Annotated in this window: 16 protein-coding genes; 6 read left to right on the forward strand and 10 right to left on the reverse strand. The window is 47.3% G+C overall.

Translation table 11 applies throughout. The annotated features are described in order from the left end of the window. Nucleotides 1–19 precede the first annotated feature (19 nt). Together A3860_RS21595 and A3860_RS21600 are read right to left on the reverse strand one after the other, a co-directional pair. Nucleotides 20–1,252, reverse strand: a complete 1,233-nt coding sequence (locus tag A3860_RS21595; protein ID WP_081149860.1) for a trans-sulfuration enzyme family protein — start codon at nucleotides 1,250–1,252, stop codon at nucleotides 20–22. A 172-nt stretch (nucleotides 1,253–1,424) separates the two neighbouring features. Next, nucleotides 1,425–2,414: a beta-ketoacyl-ACP synthase III gene (locus A3860_RS21600; RefSeq protein WP_081149726.1), complete on the reverse strand. Its 990-nt coding sequence runs from the start codon at nucleotides 2,412–2,414 to the stop codon at nucleotides 1,425–1,427. Nucleotides 2,415–2,798: 384 nt separating this feature from the next. Here A3860_RS21600 and ruvA point away from each other — a divergent pair, with 384 nt between their 5' ends. Both ruvA and sov read left to right on the forward strand, forming a co-directional pair. Further along, entirely contained in the window at nucleotides 2,799–3,383 is a 585-nt protein-coding gene (ruvA, locus tag A3860_RS21605) for a Holliday junction branch migration protein RuvA (protein ID WP_081149729.1), read from the forward strand. A gap of 103 nt (nucleotides 3,384–3,486) precedes the next feature. After that, entirely contained in the window at nucleotides 3,487–10,584 is a 7,098-nt protein-coding gene (sov, locus tag A3860_RS21610) for a T9SS outer membrane translocon Sov/SprA (protein ID WP_245843585.1), read from the forward strand. Nucleotides 10,585–10,661: 77 nt separating this feature from the next. Here sov and A3860_RS40610 read toward each other — a convergent pair whose 3' ends face one another. From A3860_RS40610 to guaB, 6 genes are all read right to left on the reverse strand, one after another. Continuing rightward, entirely contained in the window at nucleotides 10,662–11,096 is a 435-nt protein-coding gene (locus tag A3860_RS40610) for a hypothetical protein (protein ID WP_143774211.1), read from the reverse strand. Nucleotides 11,097–11,364: 268 nt separating this feature from the next. Next, entirely contained in the window at nucleotides 11,365–12,117 is a 753-nt protein-coding gene (locus tag A3860_RS21620; protein ID WP_081149737.1) for an SDR family NAD(P)-dependent oxidoreductase, read from the reverse strand. A 77-nt stretch (nucleotides 12,118–12,194) separates the two neighbouring features. Continuing rightward, nucleotides 12,195–14,828 (reverse strand): PKD domain-containing protein, encoded by a 2,634-nt coding sequence (locus A3860_RS21625; protein WP_081149739.1) that lies wholly within the window; start codon nucleotides 14,826–14,828, stop codon nucleotides 12,195–12,197. 35 nt (nucleotides 14,829–14,863) lie between these two features. Beyond that, nucleotides 14,864–15,667, reverse strand: a complete 804-nt coding sequence (locus tag A3860_RS21630) for an alpha/beta fold hydrolase (RefSeq protein WP_081149741.1) — start codon at nucleotides 15,665–15,667, stop codon at nucleotides 14,864–14,866. Nucleotides 15,668–15,679: 12 nt separating this feature from the next. Continuing rightward, the gene (locus A3860_RS21635; RefSeq protein ID WP_081149744.1) at nucleotides 15,680–16,903 is read right to left on the reverse strand and encodes a DUF4105 domain-containing protein; all 1,224 of its coding nucleotides are present in this window, start codon (nucleotides 16,901–16,903) and stop codon (nucleotides 15,680–15,682) included. Between the two features lie 139 nt (nucleotides 16,904–17,042). Next, nucleotides 17,043–18,545 carry an IMP dehydrogenase gene (guaB, locus tag A3860_RS21640; RefSeq protein WP_081149862.1) on the reverse strand — a complete coding sequence of 501 codons (1,503 nt, stop codon included), beginning with the start codon at nucleotides 18,543–18,545 and terminating at the stop codon, nucleotides 17,043–17,045. A gap of 107 nt (nucleotides 18,546–18,652) precedes the next feature. Here guaB and A3860_RS21645 point away from each other — a divergent pair, with 107 nt between their 5' ends. Together A3860_RS21645 and A3860_RS21650 are read left to right on the forward strand one after the other, a co-directional pair. After that, a complete protein-coding gene (locus A3860_RS21645; protein ID WP_081149746.1) occupies nucleotides 18,653–19,402 on the forward strand; it encodes an XRE family transcriptional regulator in 750 nt (249 codons plus the stop codon). A gap of 403 nt (nucleotides 19,403–19,805) precedes the next feature. Beyond that, a complete protein-coding gene (locus A3860_RS21650; RefSeq protein WP_081149748.1) occupies nucleotides 19,806–22,307 on the forward strand; it encodes a DUF5916 domain-containing protein in 2,502 nt (833 codons plus the stop codon). Nucleotides 22,308–22,321: 14 nt separating this feature from the next. Here A3860_RS21650 and A3860_RS21655 read toward each other — a convergent pair whose 3' ends face one another. Further along, complete coding sequence (locus A3860_RS21655; protein WP_081149751.1) at nucleotides 22,322–23,245, reverse strand: histone deacetylase family protein; 924 nt, start codon at nucleotides 23,243–23,245, stop codon at nucleotides 22,322–22,324. Then, on the reverse strand, nucleotides 23,242–23,898 hold the full coding sequence (gene pdeM / locus A3860_RS21660) for a ligase-associated DNA damage response endonuclease PdeM (protein ID WP_081149753.1): 657 nt from the start codon (nucleotides 23,896–23,898) through the stop codon (nucleotides 23,242–23,244). The genes A3860_RS21655 and pdeM overlap by 4 nt, the downstream gene beginning before the upstream one ends. Nucleotides 23,899–24,111: 213 nt before the next feature. Between pdeM and A3860_RS21665 the strand changes: the two genes are divergently transcribed. Further along, the gene (locus A3860_RS21665; RefSeq protein WP_081149755.1) at nucleotides 24,112–24,900 is read left to right on the forward strand and encodes a sensor histidine kinase; all 789 of its coding nucleotides are present in this window, start codon (nucleotides 24,112–24,114) and stop codon (nucleotides 24,898–24,900) included. Nucleotides 24,901–24,908: 8 nt separating this feature from the next. Continuing rightward, on the forward strand, nucleotides 24,909–25,571 hold the full coding sequence (locus A3860_RS21670) for a response regulator transcription factor (protein WP_081149758.1): 663 nt from the start codon (nucleotides 24,909–24,911) through the stop codon (nucleotides 25,569–25,571). Nucleotides 25,572–25,576 lie beyond the last annotated feature (5 nt).

Here is a 25,576-nt window from a genome sequence, read left to right on the forward strand (position 1 = left end):
AGATTAGGTTCATTGTCAACTACAAACCCTTCAACGACTGCTCCAGATCGATGAGAATATCCTGCACATTCTCCATACCGATACTCATTCGTATAAGCCCATCCGTAATCCCATACCGTTCACGTTGTTCTTTGGGCACCCCGTAATGCGTCATGGATGCGGGGTGGCACAGCAAGGTATCGCAGGTGCCCAACGATACAGTGCGCGTGCACAATTGCAGGCGGTCCATCATTTTAACACCAGCCTGCAGACCACCTTTGAGCTCAATGCTCATGATGGCGCCGGGATGCCGCATTTGTTTGGAGCTAATATAAAAATCAGGATGCGATGGAAGCCCGGTATAGTTCACTTTTGAAACAGCCGCATGCCCTTCGAGGTAATTAGCGATCTCGGTGGCGTTGTGGCAATGCCGTTCCATTCGCACTTCGAGCGTACGCATGCCATTGATAAGCAGGAACGCATCGAACGGGTTGCTGTTACCGCCCAGCAATTGATAGGTTTTAGCCGCCCGCGTATTCATGAATTCAATATCGCGGCCAATGAACACCCCGCCTACCGCCGTTCCATGACCGTTCAGGAATTTGGTAGTGGAATGTATAATAAAATCAACCCCGAACCGGAATGGCTGTTGCAGGTACGGTGTGGCAAACGTGTTATCGCAGGCCACTATTTTGCCGTATTGCTTCGCCAGTTTGGTGAGTTCCTCAATATCTACACATTGCACCGTGGGGTTAGCCGGCGTTTCGAGATACATCATTTTTATTTGCGGATCTGCTTTCAATGCTGCTTCTGCTTTATTCAGATCGCGCAAATCGACGATCACGGCTTCAATACCCAGACCGGGTAATATCTTATCCATCATTTCCTGCGACCCGCCGTATAAGGAGTAATGCGAGAGAATTTTATCACCGGCTTTCAGGTTCGATAAAAACAAAGTGGTGATGGCCGCCATACCCGATGCATGGAGCAATGCTTTTGTCACTAACGGCCTGCCGCCGGCATCGGTTACGCCAAAGCATTCCATGGCCGCGATCTTTTTTTCGGCCTCGGTAAAAGTGGGATTGCCCCAACGGCTGTAGATATAGCCTTCCTCCTGCTTGCTAAATCGGCGCATGCCCTGTTCGGCAGTGTCATAAACAAATGTGGAGGAAGCATAAATAGGTGTCAGGTGTGCATAGTTTGGGTCCTGCTCGTGGCCGGCATGTATTGCCAGTGAGGTAAAGCCTGTATACGGGAATTCTTTCTTTGCCATGTGTTCGAAGTTAACAGGTTTCAACTTTACAACATAAAAAAAGCCGGTAACATCACAGATGTTACCGGCCATTATAGTAATATAGTAAGCCCGCAAATTCAGGCATGCCGCTATTAATAGCGAGCCCCGAAATGCATTAGCCCATTAACTAACTGAATAACTTACGAACTTTTTAGTACCCCCACTTCACCAGTGTGGCGCCCCAGGTAAAGCCGCCGCCAAACGCAGCCAGTACAATGTTATCGCCTTTCTTCAGCTGACTTTCCCAATCATATAAACATAAAGGAATAGTACCTGCGGTGGTATTGCCATAACGCATAATGTTCAGCATCACTTTATCGTGGGTAAGGCCCATGCGATCGGCAGTGGCATCAATGATGCGTTTGTTGGCCTGGTGCGGAACCAGCCAGGCAATATCGGCCCCGGTGAGTTTATTTCTTTCCAACAGCTCGGCGCTAACATCGGCCATGCCTTTTACGGCTGCCTTGAATACCGGCTGTCCTTCCTGGTAAATGTAGTGTTCCTTATTGGCAACTGTTTCGGCCGAAGCGGGGCGTAATGAACCGCCGGCTTTCATGTGCAGGTGCGCACAACCGGCCCCATCGCTTCTCAAAATGCTATCCAGCACGCCGTACCCTTCGGTATTGGCTTCCAGCAATACAGCGCCGGCGCCATCGCCAAAGATGATACAGGTGGTACGGTCGCTGTAGTCAACAATTGAGCTCATTTTGTCGCCCCCGGCCACAATCACTTTTTTATAGCGGCCGCTTTCGATCATCATGGCACCTGTGGTAAGGGCATACAGAAAGCCGCTGCAGGCTGCCAGCAGGTCGTACCCCCAGGCATTCTTAAGACCTGCCTTGTAGCAAACCATGTTGGCAGTGGAAGGGAACATCATGTCGGGTGTAACCGTTCCTATCACCAGGGCATCGATCTCATCGGGGGTTATGCCTCTTTTCTCTAATATTTGTTTTACGGCCGGAACAATGAGGTCTGAGGTACCTTTCTGGCCTTTCAGGATTCTTCTTTCTTCAATACCGGTACGGCTCCGGATCCATTCGTCGTTGGTATCTACAATTTTTTCGAGGTCTGCATTTGTCAGCTTGTCTTCAGGAACAAAGCCGCCAACAGCTGTGATGGCAGCAGTAATTTTTTGCGTCATGCTTCTATTATACAAGTTTGATATTGAATCATTTTTGAGAACAAAGTCGCTATCAATAGGGCAAATAAGCTGGCAAAGATAATATAAACCCGGTTACCAGTTACACCCGCGGTTCGCAGGGAATTCGCCAGGTATTCGGGTGTAGTTCGCTACCATGCCCCTTAGTACACCCCTGGTTTTACCGGAGTATACCCGTACTCTCTACCGGCTGCACCTTGCTGTGTTGGGGCTACACCTCACTTACACCCTTGCCTGATGACTATAACGCATTCATTAAGTAATTGTTATATACCCCAAAAAGTGCAGCCAAATAAGCGCCTGCTAAAAATTCACAAACCCCAAACTTCAAACGATAAAGCAGAATCCTTTCCCTATTTTCGTAACATGATCGCATTTGTAAGAGGACAATTCGTATTAAAAACGCCCGCCGTTGTTCATATAGAAGCCAACGGTGTGGGATACGAGTTACAAATAAGTCTCAATACTTTTTCTCACATTCAGTCGCTCGACAATGGACTGCTATATACACATTTGCACATTAAAGAAGATGCTCATACGCTGTATGGCTTTTATGATGTGGCAGAAAAGGAACTGTTTTTGCAATTGGTGAGCGTCTCGGGTGTGGGTGCAGCTACTGCACGAATGATGCTGTCTTCCCTGAAACCCGATGAGTTGTCGCGCGCTATTGTTCAGGGCAATACCAAACAACTGGAAGCCATCAAGGGGATCGGAAAAAAATCGGCCGAACGTATCATTTTGGAGCTGAAGGATAAACTCAGCAAAACCAAGCCAGGCCTAAATATTTCGCCCTTGATAAACAATACGTTGGAACACGATGCGTTAAATGCCTTGATTGCACTGGGAATAGCCCGGTCTTCAGCCGAACAGGCCATTCAACGTGTCATAAAAGCGGAACCTTCTCTTAGTGCAGTTGAAGATATTATTAAGAAAGCTTTAAAAACCATTTAAGCCTATCGGTCGGAACTCTACCTAACTAATTCTTTAGAGAAGATTGTTACCTGCACTTTACAGAAACCGGATAACACCTGTGTTAATCGCCGTGTGCGTTGCATTGAGTTCAACCGCTAAGGCTAATTATGCGCCCTGGCAGGATACCAGCAAACCACAAAGCACCATTGACACACTGAAATATCCCCTGCACGACCGGCGGGGCGATAAATTTACCTTTCCTGAACGGAATTCGCTTGGATTGAACGACCCGGCCAACATCCAGGATTCCATCATTTACGATCCCAAAACAAGACAGTACTACATCATTGAAAAGATAGGCAACTTTTACTATCGTAAACCTACCTATCTCACCTTTGAAGAGTTCATGGCTTATCAGGCGCGAAAACAGGAAACGGATTATTTCAAGAAAAGATCGAATATTCTCAGTGGGCTTAACCGCAAAATGCTGAAGCCTAAGATGTCCATGACCGATAACCTGTTCAACCGCATTTTCGGGAACGGTAAGATCGAGATCAAACCCCAGGGTGAGGTGAATATCATCGCCGGCTACCAGGGGCAAAACATCAAGAACCCGGCGCTGCCCGAAAGGGCCCGCCGTAACGGTGGTTTCGATTTTGACATGAACGCCAACCTGAGCGTGATCGGTAATATTGGTGACAAGCTTAAACTGCCCATCAGTTATAACACCCTCGCCAATTTCGATTTCGATAACCAGCTCAAGCTCGATTACACCGGTAGCGATGACGAGATCATAAAAAAAATTGAAGCGGGTAACATCTCGTTCTCTTCAAAAGGAACGCTGATACCCGGCGCCCAGCAATTGTTCGGGATAAAAACCTCGCTGCAATTCGGGAAGCTCTACATTACCGGCGTGCTCGCCAACCAGCGTTCGCAAAAACAATCGCTGGGGCTGCAGGGCGGTTCGGCCAACACCTATTTCGAGTTCAAGGCCGATGATTATGAGGAGAACCGCCACTTCCTGTTAGCCCAGTACTTCCGCAAAAACTTTAATAAAGCCATGTCGAAGTTGCCTGTGGTAAGCTCACAGGTACAGATCCTCCGTATGGAAGTATGGGTAACAAACCGGAACGGTTCTACCACCGAAACCCGCGACGTGGTAGGCCTTATGGACCTTGCTGAAATACATCCTTACGACAGTATCAATACTCAGCCCAACCCCGGCAACGGGAATGGATTGCCCTATAACGATGCCAACGACCTGTACCGCCGCATCATCAAAGACCCCGCCAGCCGGCAGCCATCGTACATTACCAGCAAGCTGCAGTCGTTAGGTTTGCGCCCAGTACAGGATTTTGAAAAAACATTTGCCCGTAAGCTAAGTGCAAGTGACTTCGTTTTTAACCCCCAGATCGGTTTTTTGAGTATCAACCAACCGTTGCAACCCGATGAAGTGCTGGGGGTAGCTTACCAGTACAGCTATAACGGCAAAATATACCAGGTGGGTGAATTTTCGCAGGATGTCCCACCCGATACCACCCAAAAGGCCGCGGGCACCCAAAAGGTACTTTTCCTGAAATTGTTAAAAGCCACCAGCCAACGTACCAACCTGCCGCTGTGGGACCTGATGATGAAGAACGTGTATACGTTGAAAACAAAAGACGGAAGTTATCTTTCAAGCGTACAGGCAGCCGATTTCAAGCTGAACGTATTATACGAAGAACCGAGCCTGGGCCAGAAGCGCTTTTTACCTGAAGGCGATAGACCCGGCACCCCCTTGCTCACCCTGCTGAACCTTGACCGGTTGAACTCCCACAACGATCCCCTACCCGATGGGGTATTCGATTTTCTGGAAGGCTTTACCATACAATCGCAACAGGCCCGTATCATTTTCCCCATGCTTGAACCATTCGGGCGCGACCTGCAGCAAGTGGCCTTCAGTGGCAGTACACCCGATATAATTCAAAAATATATTTACTACCCGCTTTATGATACCATCAAGGAAATAGCCAAGACCTACGCCAACCTCGACCGGTACGTCATCAGCGGGTATGCAAAAGGCCAAAGCACCTCCGAGATCTCACTGGGCGCCTTTAACGTACCGCAAGGTTCGGTAAGCGTAACAGCCGGCGGCCAGATCCTGAAAGAGAACCAGGACTATGTGGTAGATTATAACCTCGGTACGGTAAAGATCATAAACCAGGCCATTCTGAATGCCGGTTTGCCGGTGAACGTGCAGTTTGAGAACAATGCGGGCTATGGTATTCAGCAACGAAACTTTATGGGCCTGCGGCTTGATTATATGGCCAAACAAACCGCACGCGAACAATTGAGCATTGGCGCCTCACTGGTACGGTTGGGCGAACGCCCCTTCTTTACCAAGACCAGCTATAACGAAGACCCCATTCGCAACACCATGTACGGGGTCGACTTCAACTACATGACCCAGGCACCCCGCATCACCAGTTGGTTAGACAAACTACCCTTTTACCATACCACTGAAATGAGTACCATCACCGCCTACGGTGAAGCCGCTTACCTGAAACCGGGCCACCCCCCGCAAATTGGTAAAGGCAGCAGCAGCCAGGTATTCATTGATGACTTTGAAGGCTCGCGCAACGCTATTGACCTGCGTTTTCCGCTGGTAAGCTGGGGGCTTTCTTCAACCCCCGCCCATAATGGCCTGTTCCCCGAAGCCGATAAACGCGATTCGCTGGAATATGGTTACAACCGCGCCAAACTGGCCTGGTATAACATTGAACCGGTATTGCAGGACAAGACAAGCGCCGACAACCCCATCAGCAGAAATCTGCTGAACGACCCCCGGGTACGTTCGGTGAACGTGCGCGACATCTTCCCGCAACGTACGCCCGACCTGGGCCAGGGAAGCCTGGTCACCTTCGACATGGCCTACTACCCTACCGAAAGAGGTCCCTATAACTTCGATGCCCGCACCGGCAGCATTGCGCCCACGGGCAGGTTACTGAACCCCAAAACCCGTTGGGGCGGTATCATGCGCGGTATTGACCAGGTTGACTTTGAGACCGGCAACGTGGAGTTCATTGAATTCTGGTTACAGGACCCCTACATCCTGAACCCCGGCAGCACCGGTGGTGAACTGTATTTTAACCTCGGTAATATTTCGGAAGACGTGCTGAAAGATGGAAAACGTTTCTTTGAGAACGGTATCAGCGGTGCTGTTACCACCGCCCTCGAAGATACGGCTACCCGCTGGGGTAAGGTTCCGGCCAACCCCATACAGGTAACCCAGGCCTTCAGTAACGATCCCGGCGACCGCCCCCTGCAGGATGCCGGTTTCGACGGTTTGGTTGATGATGCGGAACAAATAAAATTCCAGGCATACTTAAACCAGCTGCAGGCTATTGGCAGCCAGGCCTATCAAAAGGCATTGGCCGACCCTTCGAGCGATGACTACATCAACTACCGTAATTCACAATTCGGTTCAAACGACGGTATTCTTGCCCGTTATAAGAACATCAACAACCCGCAAGGCAACTCACCCGTTGCCGGCAGCGGCGATAAATTTGTAAGCGCCTTTACTTTATATCCCGACCAGGAAGAATTCAACCGCGATAATACGCTGAACGAACTGGAAGAATATTTCCAGTACCGCGTTGAACTGAAGAAAGGCAATATGCACGTAGGTTCCAACTACATTACCGACAGTATTGAAGTAAGACCCAGCGGCAGCCCTGCCGAAACCTGGTACCTGTTCCGCATTCCCATCAGGGAATACCAGCAGAAAATAGGCAGCATCCCCGACTTCAAGTCTATTCGCTTTATCAGGATGTACCTTACCGGTTTTGAAGATTCAGTGGTATTGCGTTTTGCCAAACTGGAACTGGTACGCAACCAGTGGCGCCAGTTCAATTACCAGCTCGATACAACCAGCCAGTATGTGCCCATTCCTACCACCACCACTACAACAGTAAAACAGCTGGCAGTGAATGTGGAAGAGAACAGCTCGCGGTATCCGGTGAACTATAAAACGCCACCCGGTGTTATTCGTCAGCAACAGCTGAGCAACAACAACGTAAACCTGTTGCAGAACGAGCAATCACTGAGCATGCAGGTGTGTAACCTGGCCCAGAAAGATGCAAGAGGTGTTTTCAAAACCCTGAGCCTCGATTTGCGCCAGTACAAACAATTGCAAATGTATGTGCATGCCGAGTCGGTGAAAAGCAGCGGCGATATCAAGAACGGTGAGCTGTATGCCGTGGTGCGCCTGGGTAACGACCTCATCAGTAACTTTTATGAAATAAAGATCCCACTCGATATAACGCCCTGGGGAACTACCGATGATGAGTTAATATGGCCGGCAAAAAACAATCTTGACCTGTCGCTCGACCGGTTGACCACGTTAAAAGTTTCGCGTAACAGCAATGGTAACGCGTATAAATATTACCAGGAAACCGATGGCGATGGAAGGCAATTTGCCATCCTTGGTAATCCCAACCTTGGTGAAATACGCTCCTTCTTCATAGGGGTACAGAACGTGAACCGTTTGGATGCCTGTACAGAAGTATGGTTCAACGAACTTCGCCTGTCGGGCCTCGATGAACATGGCGCCTGGGCAGCCACCGGCCGTTTGGATATTAAACTGGCCGACCTGGGAACCCTGTATGTTGCGGGTACTGCCAAAAGCGCCGGCTGGGGAACCATTGAACAACGGGTAAATGAACGCTCACGCGAAACCTTTACCTCGCTCGATGTAGCTACCAACCTGGAGCTGGGTAAACTGTTGCCGCCCAAAGCAGGTATTTCTATCCCCGTGTATGCCAGCTATTCAAAAACGGTGACCACACCTGAATACGACCCGTACGACCTGGATATAAAACTGAAAGATAAACTGAAGGCCGCATCGGGTTCTGCCAAGGATTCTATTCGCAACGACGCAGTTGACGTAAAGACCATTAAAACGGTCAACTTCACCAATGTGAAGAAGATGAATACCACCGGTAAAAAGCAGCAGATCTGGAGCATTGAGAACTTCGACGTCAGCTATTCGTATTATAAAGAAGAACAGCACAACCCGCTGATCGAAAGCAATGAAGTGGTACGGCACCGGGCCGGGTTGGGTTATAATTATACCTCAACCCCTAAATACTGGGAGCCGGCAAAGGGCATTATCAAAACAAAATCGCCCTGGATAGCTGCCTTTAAGGATCTCAACATCAACCCCCTGCCTTCGCTGCTTGGCTTCAGGGCCGATATAAACCGCCAGTTCGGCACCTACCGCCCCCGCAGTGTTGGTACGCCCAAAGGCTTCATCCCCGAAACATACGACAAGTACTTTACGTTTGACCGTACCTACAATTTGCGTTGGGACTTCACCCGTTCGCTGAACCTCGATTTCACTGCCCTGAACCGGGCCTGGGTTGATGAAGACAGCGGACGCCTCGGTGAAGCGGAGAAAAAACGGATGTGGCATAACTTCTGGAAAGGTGGCCGCACCATTCAATACAATCACAAGGCAACGGTTTCGTATACCCTGCCTACCAGTAAAATACCATTCCTTGACTGGACAACCGTTCGGGCCGGCTATACCGCCACTTTCGACTGGCTGGCAGCTTCACTGCTGGCAAAGGAACTGGGAAACACCTTATCGAACAGCCAACAGAAAAACCTGACGGCTGAGCTCGACTTTACCCGGTTGTATTCCAAATCGAGACTGTTGCGGGCCTTTGATGAAGATGCCCCCCCAGCACCGGCGGTACCACCGGTGCCCGGCGCCAAAACCGATTCAACCGGCAAAAAGAAAAAACGCGACAAAAACGCACCGCTTGAATTAAGCGGCCCGGTTAAATTTGGCGGCCGCATTCTCACCATGCTCAAACGGGTGAATGTTCAGTATACCGAAAATGCCAGCGCTACCATTTATGGTTATACCGATAGCACCCGCATTCTGGGTATGAACTTTAAATCGATGGCGCCCGGTCTTGGATTTATTTTCGGCCGCCAGCCCGATACCAACTTTGTAAATATGATGGCCTCCAAAGGCTGGCTCACCGCCGATTCCAATTTCAACTACCAGAACCGGCAGGATTATCAGCAACGGTTGAACATCACGGCTACCCTTATACCCATACGTGACCTTACGATAGATCTTACGCTCGATAAAACGTTTGGTAAAATGTACAGCGAGCTGTACAAAGACACTACAGGCACCGGCGCCCATTTTGCCCGGTTGAACCCGTACACTTCGGGTAGCTTCAGTGTAAGTTATATTGCCCTGAAGACCATGTTTACGCCGGTTAAACCCAATGAGGTAACCAGTACCTTCCAGAAATTCCAGGATTATCGCATCCAGTTATCACAGCGCCTGGCCGAGCAAAACCCCAACTGGCAAAAATTGGGTCCGGGCCAGCAGTTCCAAACCGATGGCTATTATACCGGTTATGGCCGTTATGCCCAGGAGGTTTTATTGCCCGCGTTCCTCGCGGCCTATACGGGCAAGAATCCCAATTCGGTGGCGCTCATCAAAAATGATAACCCGAATATCCGTTCCAATCCATTCTCGGGCATATTGCCCAAACCCAACTGGCGTTTAACGTATAATGGATTATCGCGTATAAAAGGAATGGAAAAGATATTCACCAACTTTACCATTACGCACGGTTATACCGGTACGTTAAGTATGAACAACTTTACTTCGGCCCTTTTGTACCGCGACTCGGCAGCTTTTCCATCATTTATAGATACGCTCACCGGTAACTTTGTGCCTTACTTCCTGGTGCCCAATATCAGTATCAGCGAGCAGTTTGTGCCGTTGATCGATGTTGATATGCAATTCACCAACCAGGTTACGGCGCGTTTTGAATATAAAAAATCAAGAACGGTTAGCTTAAGTTTGATCGACTTCCAGCTCAGTGAATCCCGCTCAACGGAGTTCACCATTGGAGCCGGCTACAGAAAACGAGGCGCCTTCTCGTGGATCAAGTTCAAAGGAAAACCGCTGCAGAACGATGCCAGCTTCAGACTCGACGTAGGGTTACGGGACGACATAACCGCCAATAGCCGTTTGGACCAAACACAGGCCTTGCCAACGAACGGACAAAAAGTGATCACCATTAACCCCACGGTCGATTATGTGGTGAGCAACCGGGTTAATTTGAAATTCTATTTTGAACAGCGGCGGGTTGAACCGAAGATCTCTACTTCACCCCCCATCACAACCACCCGGGCGGGCGTACAAATAAGGATCTCACTGGCGCAGTAAGCTGAAACATAATTAAAATAAAAAAAGGTCCCACACATTAACGTGGGACCTTTTCATTTTATAAACTTTTTATTGAATTATTTTCTCGCGGTAGGCTCCGGCTTTTTCATCAGCATTACATAACCGCACAATTTCTTTTTCTGCTTGTTCACCTGCACCGGTTTTATCATGTGGTATTCAGAAAACTGGGGAACATAGGTATAACTGATAACACTACCATCTATATCGCCCCACTGATGGCGTTTGTATACAACCTGGCGTTCGTTAAAGTCGTACATCCGTACCTCATACAACTTCGAGGTGGGGTCACCGATAAAAAAAAATTGATACACAGTACCGGCCTGCATTGGTAAAACTACTGGCAATTCATACTCACTCTCCATTTGAACGCTCGCTTCGCGTAATAGTATATATCCCTGATCGACACTCGCTTTTTTAATGCTGTCGACAGTTTGCTGATAGGGATTGCCTTCACAGTTTTGTAATTTAATTACATCGCTTTGGGCTCGCAATGGAGGGGAAAACAATAAGGTTATGCATGACAATAGGCATGCGCATAGGGATTTACACATAGAAATTGGCTTTAAGCAGGATTTTGGAATAGTGCAATAATAGTAGCTAATATAAAACTACGCAAATTAACGGTTCATGCAAGTAGATTTGCTAACATTTCACATATTCTAAATGAATTATGTATCAGTCATTTAAAATAATCATTATATTTTATACTGCACTAAAGGGAAAGTACTAGCAACAGGAAAAGTATTTCAACGCAGCAGATCACCGGTGCAGGTAAAAAGAGTTTGCCTGGGCCTGGCAGGTAAGCACCAGCTCGTTGATGCACACATGTGCGGGTAAAGTAGTTGTATAAAAAACGACATCTGCGACATCTGCGGCACTCAGTGGTTGATACCCTTCATACATTTTTTCGGCAGCCGCTTCGTTGCCTTTAAAGCGAACCATTGAAAATTCGGTTTCTGCCGCCCCGGGATGAATAGCCGTTACTTTTATTTTGTGCCGCAACAGGTCGACCCGCATTGATTGAGAAAGTGCATCCAGGGCATATTTTGAGGCGCAATACCCGTTCCCCTTTTCATAAACCTCCTTACCGGCAATAGACCCCATATTGATGATATGCCCCTGTTTCCGCTCGATCATTCCGGGCACAACAGCCTTGGTTACATACATTACGCCTTTTACATTGGTATCGAGCATGGTATCCCAATCGTCAATATCGGCATCTTCAAAATAATCGCGGCCCAGGGCCAGTCCGGCATTATTGATGAGAACATCAATGTTTGCAAAGGCAGGTGGTAATTGTTCAATAACAGCAAAAACAGCAGCGCGGTCGCGCACATCAAACACCAGGGAATGTACGGGTACTTTATAAGCAGCCGTTAATTCACGGGCAAGTGCTTCCAGGCGATCGGCCCGGCGGCCGGTGATAATAATAGTATTGTTGTTGGCCGCAAATTTTTGGGCCATAGCCTTTCCAAAACCTGAAGTGGCGCCGGTGATCAGTACTGTTTTCATGAAGGAAGAACAATTTGGCAGCAAAAGTAAGTTGAAATTGGTAACAAGCTACTATGTTAGCCTTACAACCTATTACCTTATCGTAACAGGATCGCCGTTCCTTTCCGCATTACCACCTTACCGGTATAATCGGTGCCGCGCACCATCCAAACATAGGTTCCGGCATCCTGTGGCTTGCCGTTAATGGAGCCATCCCAGCCCGATTCGGGCGAGTAGCCTCTGTACACCATTTGGCCCCAGCGGTTGTAAATGCAGAAATAATCAATAGTGGCTATACCTACCGGTATCGGCCTTAACCGGTTATTACGGCTGCCATCTGGCCTGAACGCATTGGGAACAAAAATATCGGGCGCCGTTTTAAATACTTTGATGTTGATAGTGTCCAGGTCGTAGCATCCTTCAGCCGTATAGGCCTTTAACTGGTAAGAGAAATTATCTTCCAGCAAGGCAGTGGGATTGGCAATATCATTTCTATTGAGGTGCAACGGCGGCTGCCATTCATAGAAATCGGCCCCACGCCCATTCAATAGCAGCGGCTGATTAACAACTACAGAAGTATCGTTTCCTGCAAAGGCAATTATTTCATCTTTTACATTCACGATCACGGTATCGCGCCCCGGTTTGGGACAACCCAACGTATCGTAAACACTAAGCACATACGCAGTGGTCTTTTTAGGCCAGGCCAGCGTATTGAGGCTGTTGGCATTACTTAATGTGCTTATAGGACTCCAGGTAAACCGGTATCCAACCATGCTGGCATGCAGGCTGGCGGTATCTTCGTAACAGATAAGCGTATCGGCTCCCGCCCGCGCAATGGGATATGGAATGGTGCGAATGGTAATATCATCTGCCGCACTACATTTACCAACATGGGCAACAACATGATAAGTAGTGATTGACGAAGGTTTTACATATGGTTGTTTTACATTCGGGTCGCTGATGTAACCCGGTGTATTGGCCGTCCATTCAAATTTCAACCCGTCTGATTGCGGGTTTAACCTTATGGTATCTGTAAGGCAAATGGTGCTGTCGGCGCCCGCATTCAACGTTACAAAATCAACAACCCGTACCTGCACATTATCTGTGTTAACGCAACCATTTTCGTTTAGGGTTATGGTATAGGTGGTAGTTTTTTTGGGGTACACCGATGGCGTGAAGGTATTTTCATCGAAGATGTTATACAAAGGCGTCCAGGAAGCAATGCCATTACCGCTTGCATTCAGCTTCAATGTATCAATACTACAGATCAAAGTATCTTTGAAGGCAAGAGTGATCGGAGGTTTGTCCCGTACATCGGCAGTGCCTGTTACGGTTCCCACACAACCTTTATCACTTTCAACCGTGAGCGTAACTGTTTTTGTACCGGTGCTGCTGTATTTCCACGAAGGGTTCTGCACGGTCGATATATCGGTGGTAGTGGTTTCATCACCAAAATCCCAACTCCACTTGCTGGCCTTGCCATATTTTGAAGTGGTTTGATCAATAAACTGTATCGGCAGCAATACGCAGGTGCCCTGCACTTTAAATGCCGGATAAAAACCGGGATATACTTTTGCCAGCGTTACGGTTTCATCTTCACACTGCCCGGCCAGCACTACTTTCAGCTTAACGGTATAGGTACCGGTATCGGCATACTGGTGCTGGATCGTTCCTTCAATATCGGTAGTGGTAGCCGGTGGGGTTCCATCGCCAAAATCCCAGGTGTAAACCGAACCGGTGGGGTTCACCTGTTCATTTTTAAACGTTACCAGGAAGTCATCGCAATAAGCATAATTAGGTTTTAACAATGCATCGAGCGGAATACAATCCGACACTTTAACGTGTACATCTTTGCGGTGAATATTGATCAATACGCCCTGGCGGTATTCGTACGCGCAAACGGTGATCACATATTGCCCGGTAGTAGATGGCGCAATACCACTGATCAATCCGGTTTTGTCGTTGATGGTCACCTGGCCGCCCAATGGGGCGTTGCCACCATAAGGCGATTGATAATTCAATTGGGTATAGGGCGGAGTAGAAGCAGTTTGCGGAGCAGGCGTTCCGGTTGATCCGCCTACAAAACCACTGCAAAAAGTGTATTTTATTTCATCTGTTCCATCGGGTTCAGTAGCAGCAAAACTTAAGGTAAAATTACTTCCGCGGCAAATGGCAGTGGCATCGTTGGGTGTAAACCGGGGACTGCTATTCTTATACGCTTCGGGCAATAGCTCTGTACCCGGAATTTCACACATGTAGGTGGCGCCTACCGAATTACTGGGCGACACCAGGTTAACGATATTATTAATACGGCAGCACCGCTGGTAAGCAATAGTATACCCCTTTACATTAATGGGCAGGGTAACGGTGGTGGAAAATGAACGTACCCGGTAACATACATCGGTGGGGGGATTATTGATACAGGGATTTGAATTGGGATCGAATTTTAGAAACACGTCACCGGTGGTAGGTGCGGTGAACGGACTGCCGGAGATCTGACTGTTGCTGTTGTCCTTATCAAAAATGGTCAGCTTTATTTCCGTATCAAGCTGTCCGCTGCTGTTAGCATTACAGTCGATGTACAGCTTTAAAGTGATCCTGTACAGTGATGTACCCGCAGCACTACCGGGGCCCATGTAATCATAGAACATCTCCCCTCCCTTAATATGCTCGGCAAACAGGGACTGGATCGTTCCAACTAACAACAAAGCTATCGCGAGGGCTTTTCTCATTCAACTGGTTAACAACTCACTTTACTTTATCCTAATTATTCATGCATCAAAAAGGCGTCAACAAAAGAATTACCCGGCACCGGTTCCTCCCACATTCCCATATGTCCACTATGTTCCAGCGTATGGAAATAGGACAATCCCGGTAAATAACACTGTTGCAAACCCTGCACATATGGCACTGCTGTATCGTATTTTCCTAATATGAACAATACCGGGCGGGGAAAGTTTTTAAGCACATGGGTGCGGTCGGGCCGAACCATCATGCACTGGTAGTAATTTACGAGTGATTGCCCAATAAAGTTGGAAAACCGCGCTAATATTTTCCCCACCAGTTCGGGTTGTTGCTTTTTTGTTTCTTCAGAAAAAAGATTGGGAATCGATTGCGCTAAAAATTTTGCAGGGCCGTTTTGCTCAATGAACTCAATTCCGCGGCGGCGGGCAGTCTTTTTTTCTTCACTATCAGCAAAAGCGGTGCTATGAAATAAACCAAACGAACGAAGTCTTTCGGGCCAGGTTTCGGCAAATGCCAGGGTAATATATCCACCCATGCTATGGCCGATCATACTTACCGCCCCAATTTTTTCGGCATCCAGTATAGCACGGATACATTCCGCAAAATATTCCATCGACCAGTTTGCATCGTTGATCGGCGATTGCCCACTGCCAGGCAGGTCGGGAACAATGAGCTGATATTTATTTTTGAGGTATTCAACCTGGTTCTCCCAAACGGTTCCATCTTCTGCAAATCCATGTACCAGCACCACCGGCTTCCCCTTCCCTTCTATGCGGTAATATACCGGCTGTCCGTTTAGCTGGATATTATTAATTGTTGCTGCCATGCCCTGAAGGTACTACAATTCTATGTTTACGCTTTTCGAACTATGCAACACTTTAGTGCTGTTATTTGCTGCTGCATCTTTCTTATTCAGATTGCCTCTGAAATAACTGCGCAGTAAAATAATACCCAGTATGGGCAACACCGCCATATTGAATTGTTGCGGAATAAAAAACCACGAAACAGCAAATAAAAGCGTGAGCGCAAACACAACGCGGAAGTATTGCTGCAGCCATCTTCTTTTTAAATACACAACAAAGGCAATGAAAAAATGCGTTGGCAATGCCCATATAACGTTGAAATTATTACGGCAAACAGTATCAATGCGTATGGTCCATAAGGTTACCATCAAGATGCCACAGATGCCAAGGAATAAGAAAAAGATACAGTCAAATACATTCAGGCACCGTTGCGCCCAGCTATTGGTGCTGAATGATAGCAGCCCTGTAATGATGAGCAGTATGGAGAAAATAAACAAAGGGGTCATTAACGCACCGGCCGGCGGTTCGGCAGTCATGGCCAACACCGTTTGTGTTTGCGCAACCAGCGGGTGGCCATTGGCGGTGGCGCTATCAAAACCTTTCATCAGGTAATCGGGCAAAAACATGGCTTCGTCATTCGTTACCTTTTTATCGAAAGTGCTGCCCAATAAAATATCGATGCCCAGCTTGCTCCAGTATTGATTGTTTTTATCGAGATAGGTATGTATCAGGTTGCGGTAGGTAGGCGTTTTTTGGGGCAGAATATTTTTAAACACAACCGCTGCACCTGCTTTTTGGGCTATCACATCCCGGGCGCGGGTAGTGCAGTTATCTGAATGAAAATAATAATTGTAAAACCGGTTCTGTTCCTGTGCATTTTCCTGCAATGCAGCATACAGGTGTAGTTTTTCATCGCCGCTCAACGCCAGGTTCTGCTCAATAACACCGCGCTTTTCGTATTGGTATTCCCGCAAAAAATCGGAAAACGAATAGTTTGAAAGGGCATACACCATTATGCCTTTGGTGAACTTCGCATAAAAGTTGGGATCGCGGTCGTCGAAGGTGCCATAATTATACACCATATCAATGCCGCGGGTACTGTCGGTGACCCTGATGGCGGTATGACCAAATGTTGAATACAGTTCGGCCCCGGGGCTGCAGGTAAGTAAACTAATGCGCAAATGGCTGATATCGGGTTGGGCAGTGGCAGGCAGGCAAAAGAGCAGGCAAAGAAATGGAAATAATAGACGGAACTTCATTAGGAGGAATTTATAAATACAAGTTACAGGTTGCAGGTTGCAGGTTACAGGGATATCCTAAGGCTGAGGATGCTACTAAAGCATGGGAACCCCGAATATCACGACCTGTAACCTGAAACATGTAACCTGTAACCAATTACTATCGTCTGCTGTAATTGGGTGCTTCTCTGGTAATTTCAATATCGTGTGCGTGGCTTTCTTTCATCCCGGCATTGGTAATGCGAACAAATTGCGCCTGCTGCAATGCTTTGATGTCTTTTGCACCGCAATAGCCCATACCCGAACGCAATCCGCCTACATATTGATAAACGATCTCACTCAGGTTGCCTTTAAATGCCACCCGGCCTTCAATGCCCTCGGGTACATATTTTTTAATATCCGCTTCCACATCCTGAAAGTACCGGTCGCCACTACCCTGGCTCATTGCGCCCAGGGACCCCATACCACGGTATTGCTTGAATTTTCTGCCTTCGTAAATAATGGTTTCGCCAGGGCTTTCTTCGGTTCCGGCAAAAATACTTCCCATCATTACCAGGTTGGCGCCTGCGGCCAGGGCCTTCACCATATCGCCGGTATACCTGATGCCACCATCCGCAATTAACGGAACGCCCATTTTATGCAGTACAGAAGCAGCTTCCATAATGGCGGTGATCTGTGGTACACCTGCTCCGGCTACAATGCGGGTTGTACAAATAGAACCGGGCCCTATCCCTACTTTTACTGCATCTGCGCCGGCTTCAGCCAGAGCTTTTGCACCGGCGGCGGTTCCTACATTCCCCGAAATAACCTGCAGTTTTTTAAAATTCTTTTTAAGCGTTTTCAATGCATCGATCACGCCTTTACTATGACCATGCGCACTATCCAAACAAACCACATCAACGCCAATTTGTTGCAGGGCGGCAGCACGGTCGAGCAGGTCACGGGTAATACCCAGCGCTGCGCCCACCAGTAAGCGGCCGTATGAATCTTTTACCGCATTGGGATAACTCACCACCTGCAGAATATCGCGGTAGGTGATCAGTCCAAACAAGGTACCGTCTTTTTTAACGACGGGCAGTTTTTCAATCTTATGTTGTTGTAAAATCTTTTCGGCTTTTTTCAGCGTAGTGCCTTCAGGAGCGGTGATCAGGTTTTCGCGGGTCATTACCTCGCTTACAACACGCTTGTTATCAGTTTCAAAACGCAGGTCGCGGTTGGTTAAAATACCAACCAGTTTCTTATTATTATCAACAATGGGAATACCGCCAATGCGGTTCTCTTTCATTAACCGCTGGGCATCGCTTATTGTGGCTTGTTCATGCAGCGTAATAGGCTCAAGAATGAGCCCGCTTTCACTTCTTTTCACTTTCCGCGCCTGTTCAACCTGCTTTTCAATGCTCATATTCTTGTGCAGAATACCCAAACCGCCTTCGCGGGCCAGGGCAATGGCCAGGTTGGCCTCTGTTACCGTATCCATTGCGGCCGATAACATAGGGATATTCAATTGAATGTCTTTGGTAAGCCAGGTACGGATCTCTACATCTCTGGGTAGAACCTGCGAATAAGCGGGAACCAGTAAAACGTCGTCGAACGTTAAACCTTCACCAAAAAACTTACTTGACTTGGGGGATTTCTTCTGAGAAGCGCTAATTCTTGTTGCCATGTGCAAAGATAGGATGACCGCCCAATATGCTCCAAATGAAATTTTATTGCATCATTTAATGCTTTATGATAAAATAATTAGTATTTTAGCGCTAAACTTATTAGTCTATGTCAACGGCCGGTAAAAATCTGAAATATCTGCGCAAACTGCGTGGATGGACCCAGGAAGAATTTGCCACCAAATTACAGATCAAACGATCACTGCTGGGTGCTTATGAAGAAGAGCGGGCAGAACCCCGTATTGATGTACTGGAAATGGTAGGCGAGCTGTTCAAGCTTACGCTTGACGAATTACTGCTCAAGGACCTGGCAGATACCAGGGGAAATTACCTGGCCAAACGACGCGCCCAAAAGCTGGCTGCCGGCACCAATGAAATACAGTTTGTACCAATAAAAGCAGCAGCCGGTTACCTGGCCGGTTATGCCGATCCCGAATTTATAGATGAGCTCAACACTTTCACCCTTCCCATGCTGGCGCCGGGCCAGTACCGTGCTTTTGAAATTGTGGGAGACTCCATGTTGCCAACACCCAGCGGTTCTATCATTGTGGGCGAAAAAGTAGACGACATCAACGATGTAAAGAATAGCTTCACGTATATAGTTGTATCACGCAACGAAGGCATTGTTTACAAACGGGTGCTGAAGAACAACCGCACAAAGAATAAATATACCCTCGTTAGTGATAACCCATCTTATCAGCCTTACCAGGTAAATGGTGAAGACATACTGGAAGTATGGAAAGCCATGATGATCATTGGCAAGGCCAATGCACAACCGCACTGGAACGTAAATCAACTGGCCAATGTGGTGAACACCTTACAGGAACAGGTAAGCTATTTAAAAAAGAAGATCAACTAACCAGGAACTACTAACTCCCGTTTAATACCGCACTTCAAAACCCCAAACCCGCCGGGGCAGCTATTTTATTGCCATAATTGTCATAATTGTCATGAACTTCTTATATTGAGCGATATTTAAAGGGCTGTCTATGCGCGACCAGACATTCCCGCCGGTAATTTGTAATACTTTCCTTTCCTATTAACCAGTTAGTCTAATAACCAGGCTAACCTGCCTGCGCATACATTACCATGCACATCAGGAATGGATTTGATGATCCTACCAGGTGACGGATATACATGTTTGTTAAAAACATTTTATCTGGCGCTAAAGCAGCTTTGGCTCTGGTGCTCAAAAATGGTGTATAATATGACCCTCTGTCAAAATATAAATCCGGCTATTGCTGCCACTCTTAAAATGACCTATGCATAAAGGCCTGGTTGTTATATTACTGCTCACGATGTATGCGGGGCTATTGAAGGCGCAGCCCAAAGTAACCCGGGCCATCAAGGTTACCCAGGCGCCGCGGATCGATGGCTCATTAGATGACTCCGCCTGGCAGCACGCCCCCCTGGCCGTTGATTTTATCACCAATTCACCGGTATATGGCAACCCTGCTGCAGTAAAAACTGAAGTGCGGGTTGTGTACGACAATACCTCCATTTATATAGGCGCTTACCTGTACGACGATCCGGCTGAAATACGGCGGCAGTTCACCACGCGCGACAACCTGCAACGCGCGAACGTAGACTATTTCGCAGTATTTCTTGATACCTATAAAGACAGGCAGAATGCCTTTCAGTTCCTGGTAACCGCCCGTAACGTGCAAACCGATGCGCGGGTAAGCGCCAATTATGATGGCGAAGAAGGAAACTATGGCGATGTAAGCTGGGATGCCGTTTGGGATAGCAAAGTGAGCATCAGGCCCGATGGCTGGATCGTTGAAATGCGTATACCGCTTTTTTCCATCCGGTTCTCCCGTAAATCAGACGCCGACTGGGGTATCCAGTTCATGCGTTTCAGCCGGCGGCATAATGAAACTTCGTTCTGGAACCCTGTAAACCCCGCTGTTAGCGGTTTTGCCAACCAATTTGGCGACATTACCGGTTTCAATAAACTGGTGCCGCCATTGCGACTGAGCTTTTCGCCCTATGTAAGCGGTGGCTACCGGCAAACGCCCTACGCCAACAGCGCCAACCAGTATGAAACACTGAAAAGCGGTGGTATGGATGTTAAATACGGCATCAATGAAAGTTTTACACTCGATGCAACCCTTATCCCCGACTTTGGACAGGTGATCTCTGATAATGTGGTCAACAATCTTAGTCCGTTCGAGATCAGGTTCCGGGAAAACCGCCCCTTCTTTACCGAAGGCACCGAACTGTTCAATAAAGCCGGTATTTTTTATTCGCGTCGCATCGGGAAAGTGCCCGACCTGTACGATTCGCTGCAGGATAAAATAAGCTCCGGTGAATTAGATGGCTACCAGGTATTGAAAAATCCTTCGGTGACCCGGTTGTACAATGCCGTTAAATTTTCAGGACGAACAGCCGGCAACCTCGGTATTGGCGTTTTTAATGCCGTTACCGAAAATGTAAAAGCCACGCTGCGTAACCGCGGCACCGGCAAAGACTCAACCGTAATAACAGAACCGCTTGCGAACTATAACATCATTGTATTGGACCAGGCCCTGAAGAACCGCTCGTACATTACATTTACGAATACCAATGTAATGCGTAACAGCCACGAACGCGATGCCAATGTAACCGCATTGGATATTGCCCTGTATGATAAAGCCAACCGTTATGGAATAGTACTAAAGCCGCGGTACAGTGTAGTGTATGATATCCCGGGCCGGTACAATGGGTTCGCCAATTACCTCGAAGTGGGCAAAGTAAGTGGCAACCTGCAATATTCCTTTACCAATGAATTGAAATCAGACCAATACGATCCCAACGATATGGGCTTTCAGTTAGCGCCGAATGTGTTTGCCAATACCGCTGCGGTAAGTTATCATATCTATCAGGCCACACCCGCTTTTTTAAACCAGAGCTACCAGGTAGCTGTAAAGCAGGATTACCTGTACAAACCCTTTAGTTATCAAAAAACGGCTTTTGTGGCCTCAGCCTCCTGGCTGTTTAAAAATTTCCTGAACCTGATCATCAACACAGATATTGCACCCCGGTGGTATAACGACTTCTTTGAAATGCAAACGCCAGCGAGCCTGTTTAAAACTCCCCGGCAACAATTAAAGCGCTCGCCTTATTACAGCCTGTTCATTGATGGCAGCACCGATAATCGCAAACCATTAATACTAAGCTGGCATATAGGTGGAGCAGAAGGTCCCCTGCCCAATGATCCCTATTACGCGCTGCAATTTGGCATCAGGTACCGGTTCAGCGACCGGCTCATGCTTGAACTGAACTATAAACGCCAATATGATAATGGCCAGTTCGGCTATGCATTCATTCGCGACCCATCAACCGCAGCGCCGGTACTTGCCCGCCGTACATATGCCGATGTAACTTCGGTGATCAGCGGTGTGTATAATTTCACATCACGCATGAACCTTACGTTCAGGGCCCGCCATTACTGGAACCGGTTACAGAACACCAACCTGTATACCGTTCATAACGATGGGTACTGGACAGAAAGGACCGATCTGGTACCGGCCGATTATAACATCAATTACAATGCCTTCAACCTCGATGTTTTCTATACCTGGGATTTTCGTTTAGGCAGCCGCCTGATACTGGGCTGGAAGAACTGGCTGGGGAAAGATTATGAATACGCGATCAATGATGTTACCTATAAATACTACACCGCCAATGCCGGTCAGTTGTTTCGTACGCCGCATGGCAATGAATTTACTATCCGCTTTATTTACTTCCTCAATTACCAGCAGCTGGTGAAAAATAAAAGATAGCCGGCCCCGGCAGGTTACAGGGAATAAATATCCTTTGCCACCCTGAACGTATTGCAATGCGCTTCTACGATCGTTTTAATATCGGGCGAATAACCACCGCCCATGGCCACTACGCAGGGAATATGCTGTTGCTTCAGTTTTGTAAAAACCATTTCATCACGTTGCCTGCAACCTTCCATACTTATTTTCAGCTTTCCGAATTTATCGGTCCACAGAATATCTACCCCCGATAAATAAAAAGCAAAATCAGGCTTTACCTGCTCGAGCAAACTATCCAATGTATTTCGCAACAGGCTTAAATATAAACCGTCTTCGGTACCATCGTTCAGGGCAATATCCAGATCGCTTTTCTCTTTATGAAAGGGATAATTATGGGCGCCATGCATACTGAAGGTGAACACGCGGGGTTCGTGCTCAAACAGGCTGGCCGTTCCATTGCCCTGGTGTACATCGAGGTCAATAATTAATATTTTATGCGCAAGCCCTTTTTTAAGCAGGTAATTGGCGGCTACGGCAAAATCATTCAACAAACAAAACCCTTCTCCCCTATCGGCAAATGCATGATGCGTACCACCTGCCACATTCAGGGCCACGCCATGTACCAGTGCGTAATGACAGCAATCGATAGTTCCCTGTGCAATCACAAATTCGCGCCGGGTAAGCTGGGGTGATTGCGGAAAACCTATATGCCGTTGTTCGCGTGCCGATAAAGTTTGCTGATGCAGTTTTTGAATATAGGCGGCATCGTGCGTCCATAACACCACTTCATCTTCACAGGCCGAAGGCGTAAACAGGTTATGGGAAGTTATGGTTCCCTCATACAACAATTGTTCGGGTATCAGTTCATATTTAAGCATGGGGAACCGGTGCCCTTCAGGCAGCGGGTGCGCATAAATGGGATCAAATGCTATTTTCAATAAAGGCGGTGTGAAACTCATTGCAATTGTACAATATGATCATTTACGATAGCAAATACATTTTCTTCATAATCCGGTTGCACCAGTGCAATACCGGTAAACCGGCTAAAAGCCGGCAATACACAAAATGCCTTTGCAAAGTAAAAACAGGGAAAGCTAAGCGATTGTTTGGCCGCGCCCTTAATACGAACTCCGGGATGTATATGACCCGAGAAAAAATAAGCATCGTCCCGGGCTGTCACTTCATCGAGGTCATGGCGAAACCGGAAACAACCCAGCTGCAGCTCATCTTCCGTAACATGAATGCCGCATTGCTGGTACCAGCTATCGTGCAGAATATCGTGATTGCCTTTTATGAGGTGGATATGCAGACCGGGAAAATCGTGCCGCCACCGTTGAAACAGCTCCAGTTCCTTGTTCTGGTGACTGTGAAACAGATCGCCCACCACCATCAATTGCCGGGGTTGAAAATATTGTATGCCGTGTACCAGCCGTTGCAGGTCTTCTTTATACACAGCCTGGGGAACGGCAATACCCGATTTGCGAAAATGACCTGTTTTGCCAAAGTGCAGGTCCGATACGATGAGCGCTTTTTCTTCTTCCCAAAAAATATACCTGTGCGCCGACAACCAAAGCTGCTGCGTTAATAATTTATATGAAACCGGGGCCTGCATCCGCTGATCTGTATTAATTCAATTATAATATACGATGTGTTTACCATCCATGAGGGAAAAAAACAAATTTCCCTGTGCTTTTTCACCAGCCTGTTCTTTTAAAACACATTAGCTTGGGCTTGCAATATTACTACAATAATGCCGCTGATAACCCTTAATATTGAGTATCCGTTGCCTGTTTTGGAATATTAATAAAATTTACCAACCCTGCCTATGCCCGGCGAGAACCATAACATTATCATATTCATAATAGTCACCACGCTCGTTATACTTATTCTCATTTTCTTTGTTGTATTTATCCTGTTCCTGTACCAACGCCGGCAGATCGCCTACAAAAAAGGGCTTGAAATACTGAAATCTGATTTTGAGAAAACCCTGCTAACCACCCAGCTCGAAATACAGGAGCAAACCTTTCAGAGCATTTCGCGTGAAATTCATGATAATATCGGGCTTTCGCTTACCCTGGCCAAGCTGAACCTGAATACCATTGACTGGAATAACTCCGGTTATTCGCGGGAAAAGGTCGATGGCTCAGTAACATTTATTTCCCGCGCCATTGAAGACCTGAGCTATATTTCCAAGGCATTGCATACCGGTTTTATTGAAGAGAATGGATTGCTGAAAGCGCTTGAGCTGGAAATAAATAAAATTCAAAAGCTGGGTATTTTCAATGTGCGTTACGATGTAACCGGCTCGCCTGTTTATATGCAAACACAAAAGGAGCTGGTAATTTTCAGGATCATTCAGGAAGTGCTGAACAATTGCATCAAACATGCAGAAGCAACGGCCATTGAAGTATTGTTGAATTACCAAAGCGATTTTGTAGAAATTGAATTGAACGATAACGGGAAAGGATTTACATACAAAACAACCACCAATAAAACAGAAAAAGGTACGGGGTTAATGAATATCGTAAAACGGGCAGCCTATATCAATGGTTCCTGCCATATAAATAGTTTTCCGGGAAAAGGCACAACCGTACATTTGAAAATTCCCTATTGATAAAATTTATGACGAACCAGGATTCCCCTATACAGGTAGCGCTTGCTGATGACCATATTCTGTTGCGCGATGCGCTGGCCTCACTGATCAATACTTTTGATAATTGCCGGGTGACATTTACCGCTTCGAACGGACAGGAAACGCTTGAAAAGATCAAAAACGGTCAAATACCCCAGGTGCTTATCCTTGACCTGAACATGCCCCTGCTCGACGGGTACGACACTTCTATGTGGCTGCACAAGCATTATCCGGGCATACATGTATTAATGTTAACCATGTACGATACCGACCTTACCCTTATCAGGTTGTTACAGGCCGGGGTTAAAGGCTTTTTGAAAAAAGACATCCATCCCGAAGAACTGAAATTTGCGATCAGGTCGGTTATGGAATCGGGTTATTATTATTCGCATCATGTTACGGGCAAGCTGGTGAACCTTTTTCGCAATACCCTCGAAGACCTGGCGCAAAAAAAGAACCTGCTCAATGAACAGGAACTGCAATTCCTTAAATTAAGTTGCAGCGAATTAACATACAAAGAAATTGCCGGTAAAATGCAGCTCAGTCCGCGGGCGGTAGATGCCTTGCGTGATCAGTTGTTCAATCGTTTGGATGTAAAAAGCAGGGTGGGTTTGGCCATGTATGCCATACGGCATGGGCTGGTAAGCTTTTAAGAAAG

The sequence above is a fragment of the Niastella vici genome, from assembly GCF_002077945.1.
GTDB classification, from domain to species: domain Bacteria; phylum Bacteroidota; class Bacteroidia; order Chitinophagales; family Chitinophagaceae; genus Niastella; species Niastella vici.

Bases quoted from the DNA above. Each gene is read 5' to 3' on its own strand.
- A3860_RS21670 (WP_081149758.1), top strand. From the start codon at position 24,909: ATGACGAACCAGGATTCCCCTATACAGGTAGCGCTTGCTGATGACCAT.
- A3860_RS21600 (WP_081149726.1), bottom strand. From the start codon at position 2,414: ATGACGCAAAAAATTACTGCTGCCATCACAGCTGTTGGCGGCTTTGTT.
- A3860_RS21620 (WP_081149737.1), bottom strand. From the start codon at position 12,117: ATGAAAACAGTACTGATCACCGGCGCCACTTCAGGTTTTGGAAAGGCT.
- A3860_RS21595 (WP_081149860.1), bottom strand. From the start codon at position 1,252: ATGGCAAAGAAAGAATTCCCGTATACAGGCTTTACCTCACTGGCAATA.
- A3860_RS21625 (WP_081149739.1), bottom strand. From the start codon at position 14,828: ATGAGAAAAGCCCTCGCGATAGCTTTGTTGTTAGTTGGAACGATCCAG.
- A3860_RS21645 (WP_081149746.1), top strand. From the start codon at position 18,653: ATGTCAACGGCCGGTAAAAATCTGAAATATCTGCGCAAACTGCGTGGA.
- ruvA (WP_081149729.1), top strand. From the start codon at position 2,799: ATGATCGCATTTGTAAGAGGACAATTCGTATTAAAAACGCCCGCCGTT.
- guaB (WP_081149862.1), bottom strand. From the start codon at position 18,545: ATGGCAACAAGAATTAGCGCTTCTCAGAAGAAATCCCCCAAGTCAAGT.
- A3860_RS21630 (WP_081149741.1), bottom strand. From the start codon at position 15,667: ATGGCAGCAACAATTAATAATATCCAGCTAAACGGACAGCCGGTATAT.
- A3860_RS21650 (WP_081149748.1), top strand. From the start codon at position 19,806: ATGCATAAAGGCCTGGTTGTTATATTACTGCTCACGATGTATGCGGGG.
- A3860_RS21665 (WP_081149755.1), top strand. From the start codon at position 24,112: ATGCCCGGCGAGAACCATAACATTATCATATTCATAATAGTCACCACG.
- A3860_RS21635 (WP_081149744.1), bottom strand. From the start codon at position 16,903: ATGAAGTTCCGTCTATTATTTCCATTTCTTTGCCTGCTCTTTTGCCTG.
- pdeM (WP_081149753.1), bottom strand. From the start codon at position 23,898: ATGCAGGCCCCGGTTTCATATAAATTATTAACGCAGCAGCTTTGGTTG.
- A3860_RS21655 (WP_081149751.1), bottom strand. From the start codon at position 23,245: ATGAGTTTCACACCGCCTTTATTGAAAATAGCATTTGATCCCATTTAT.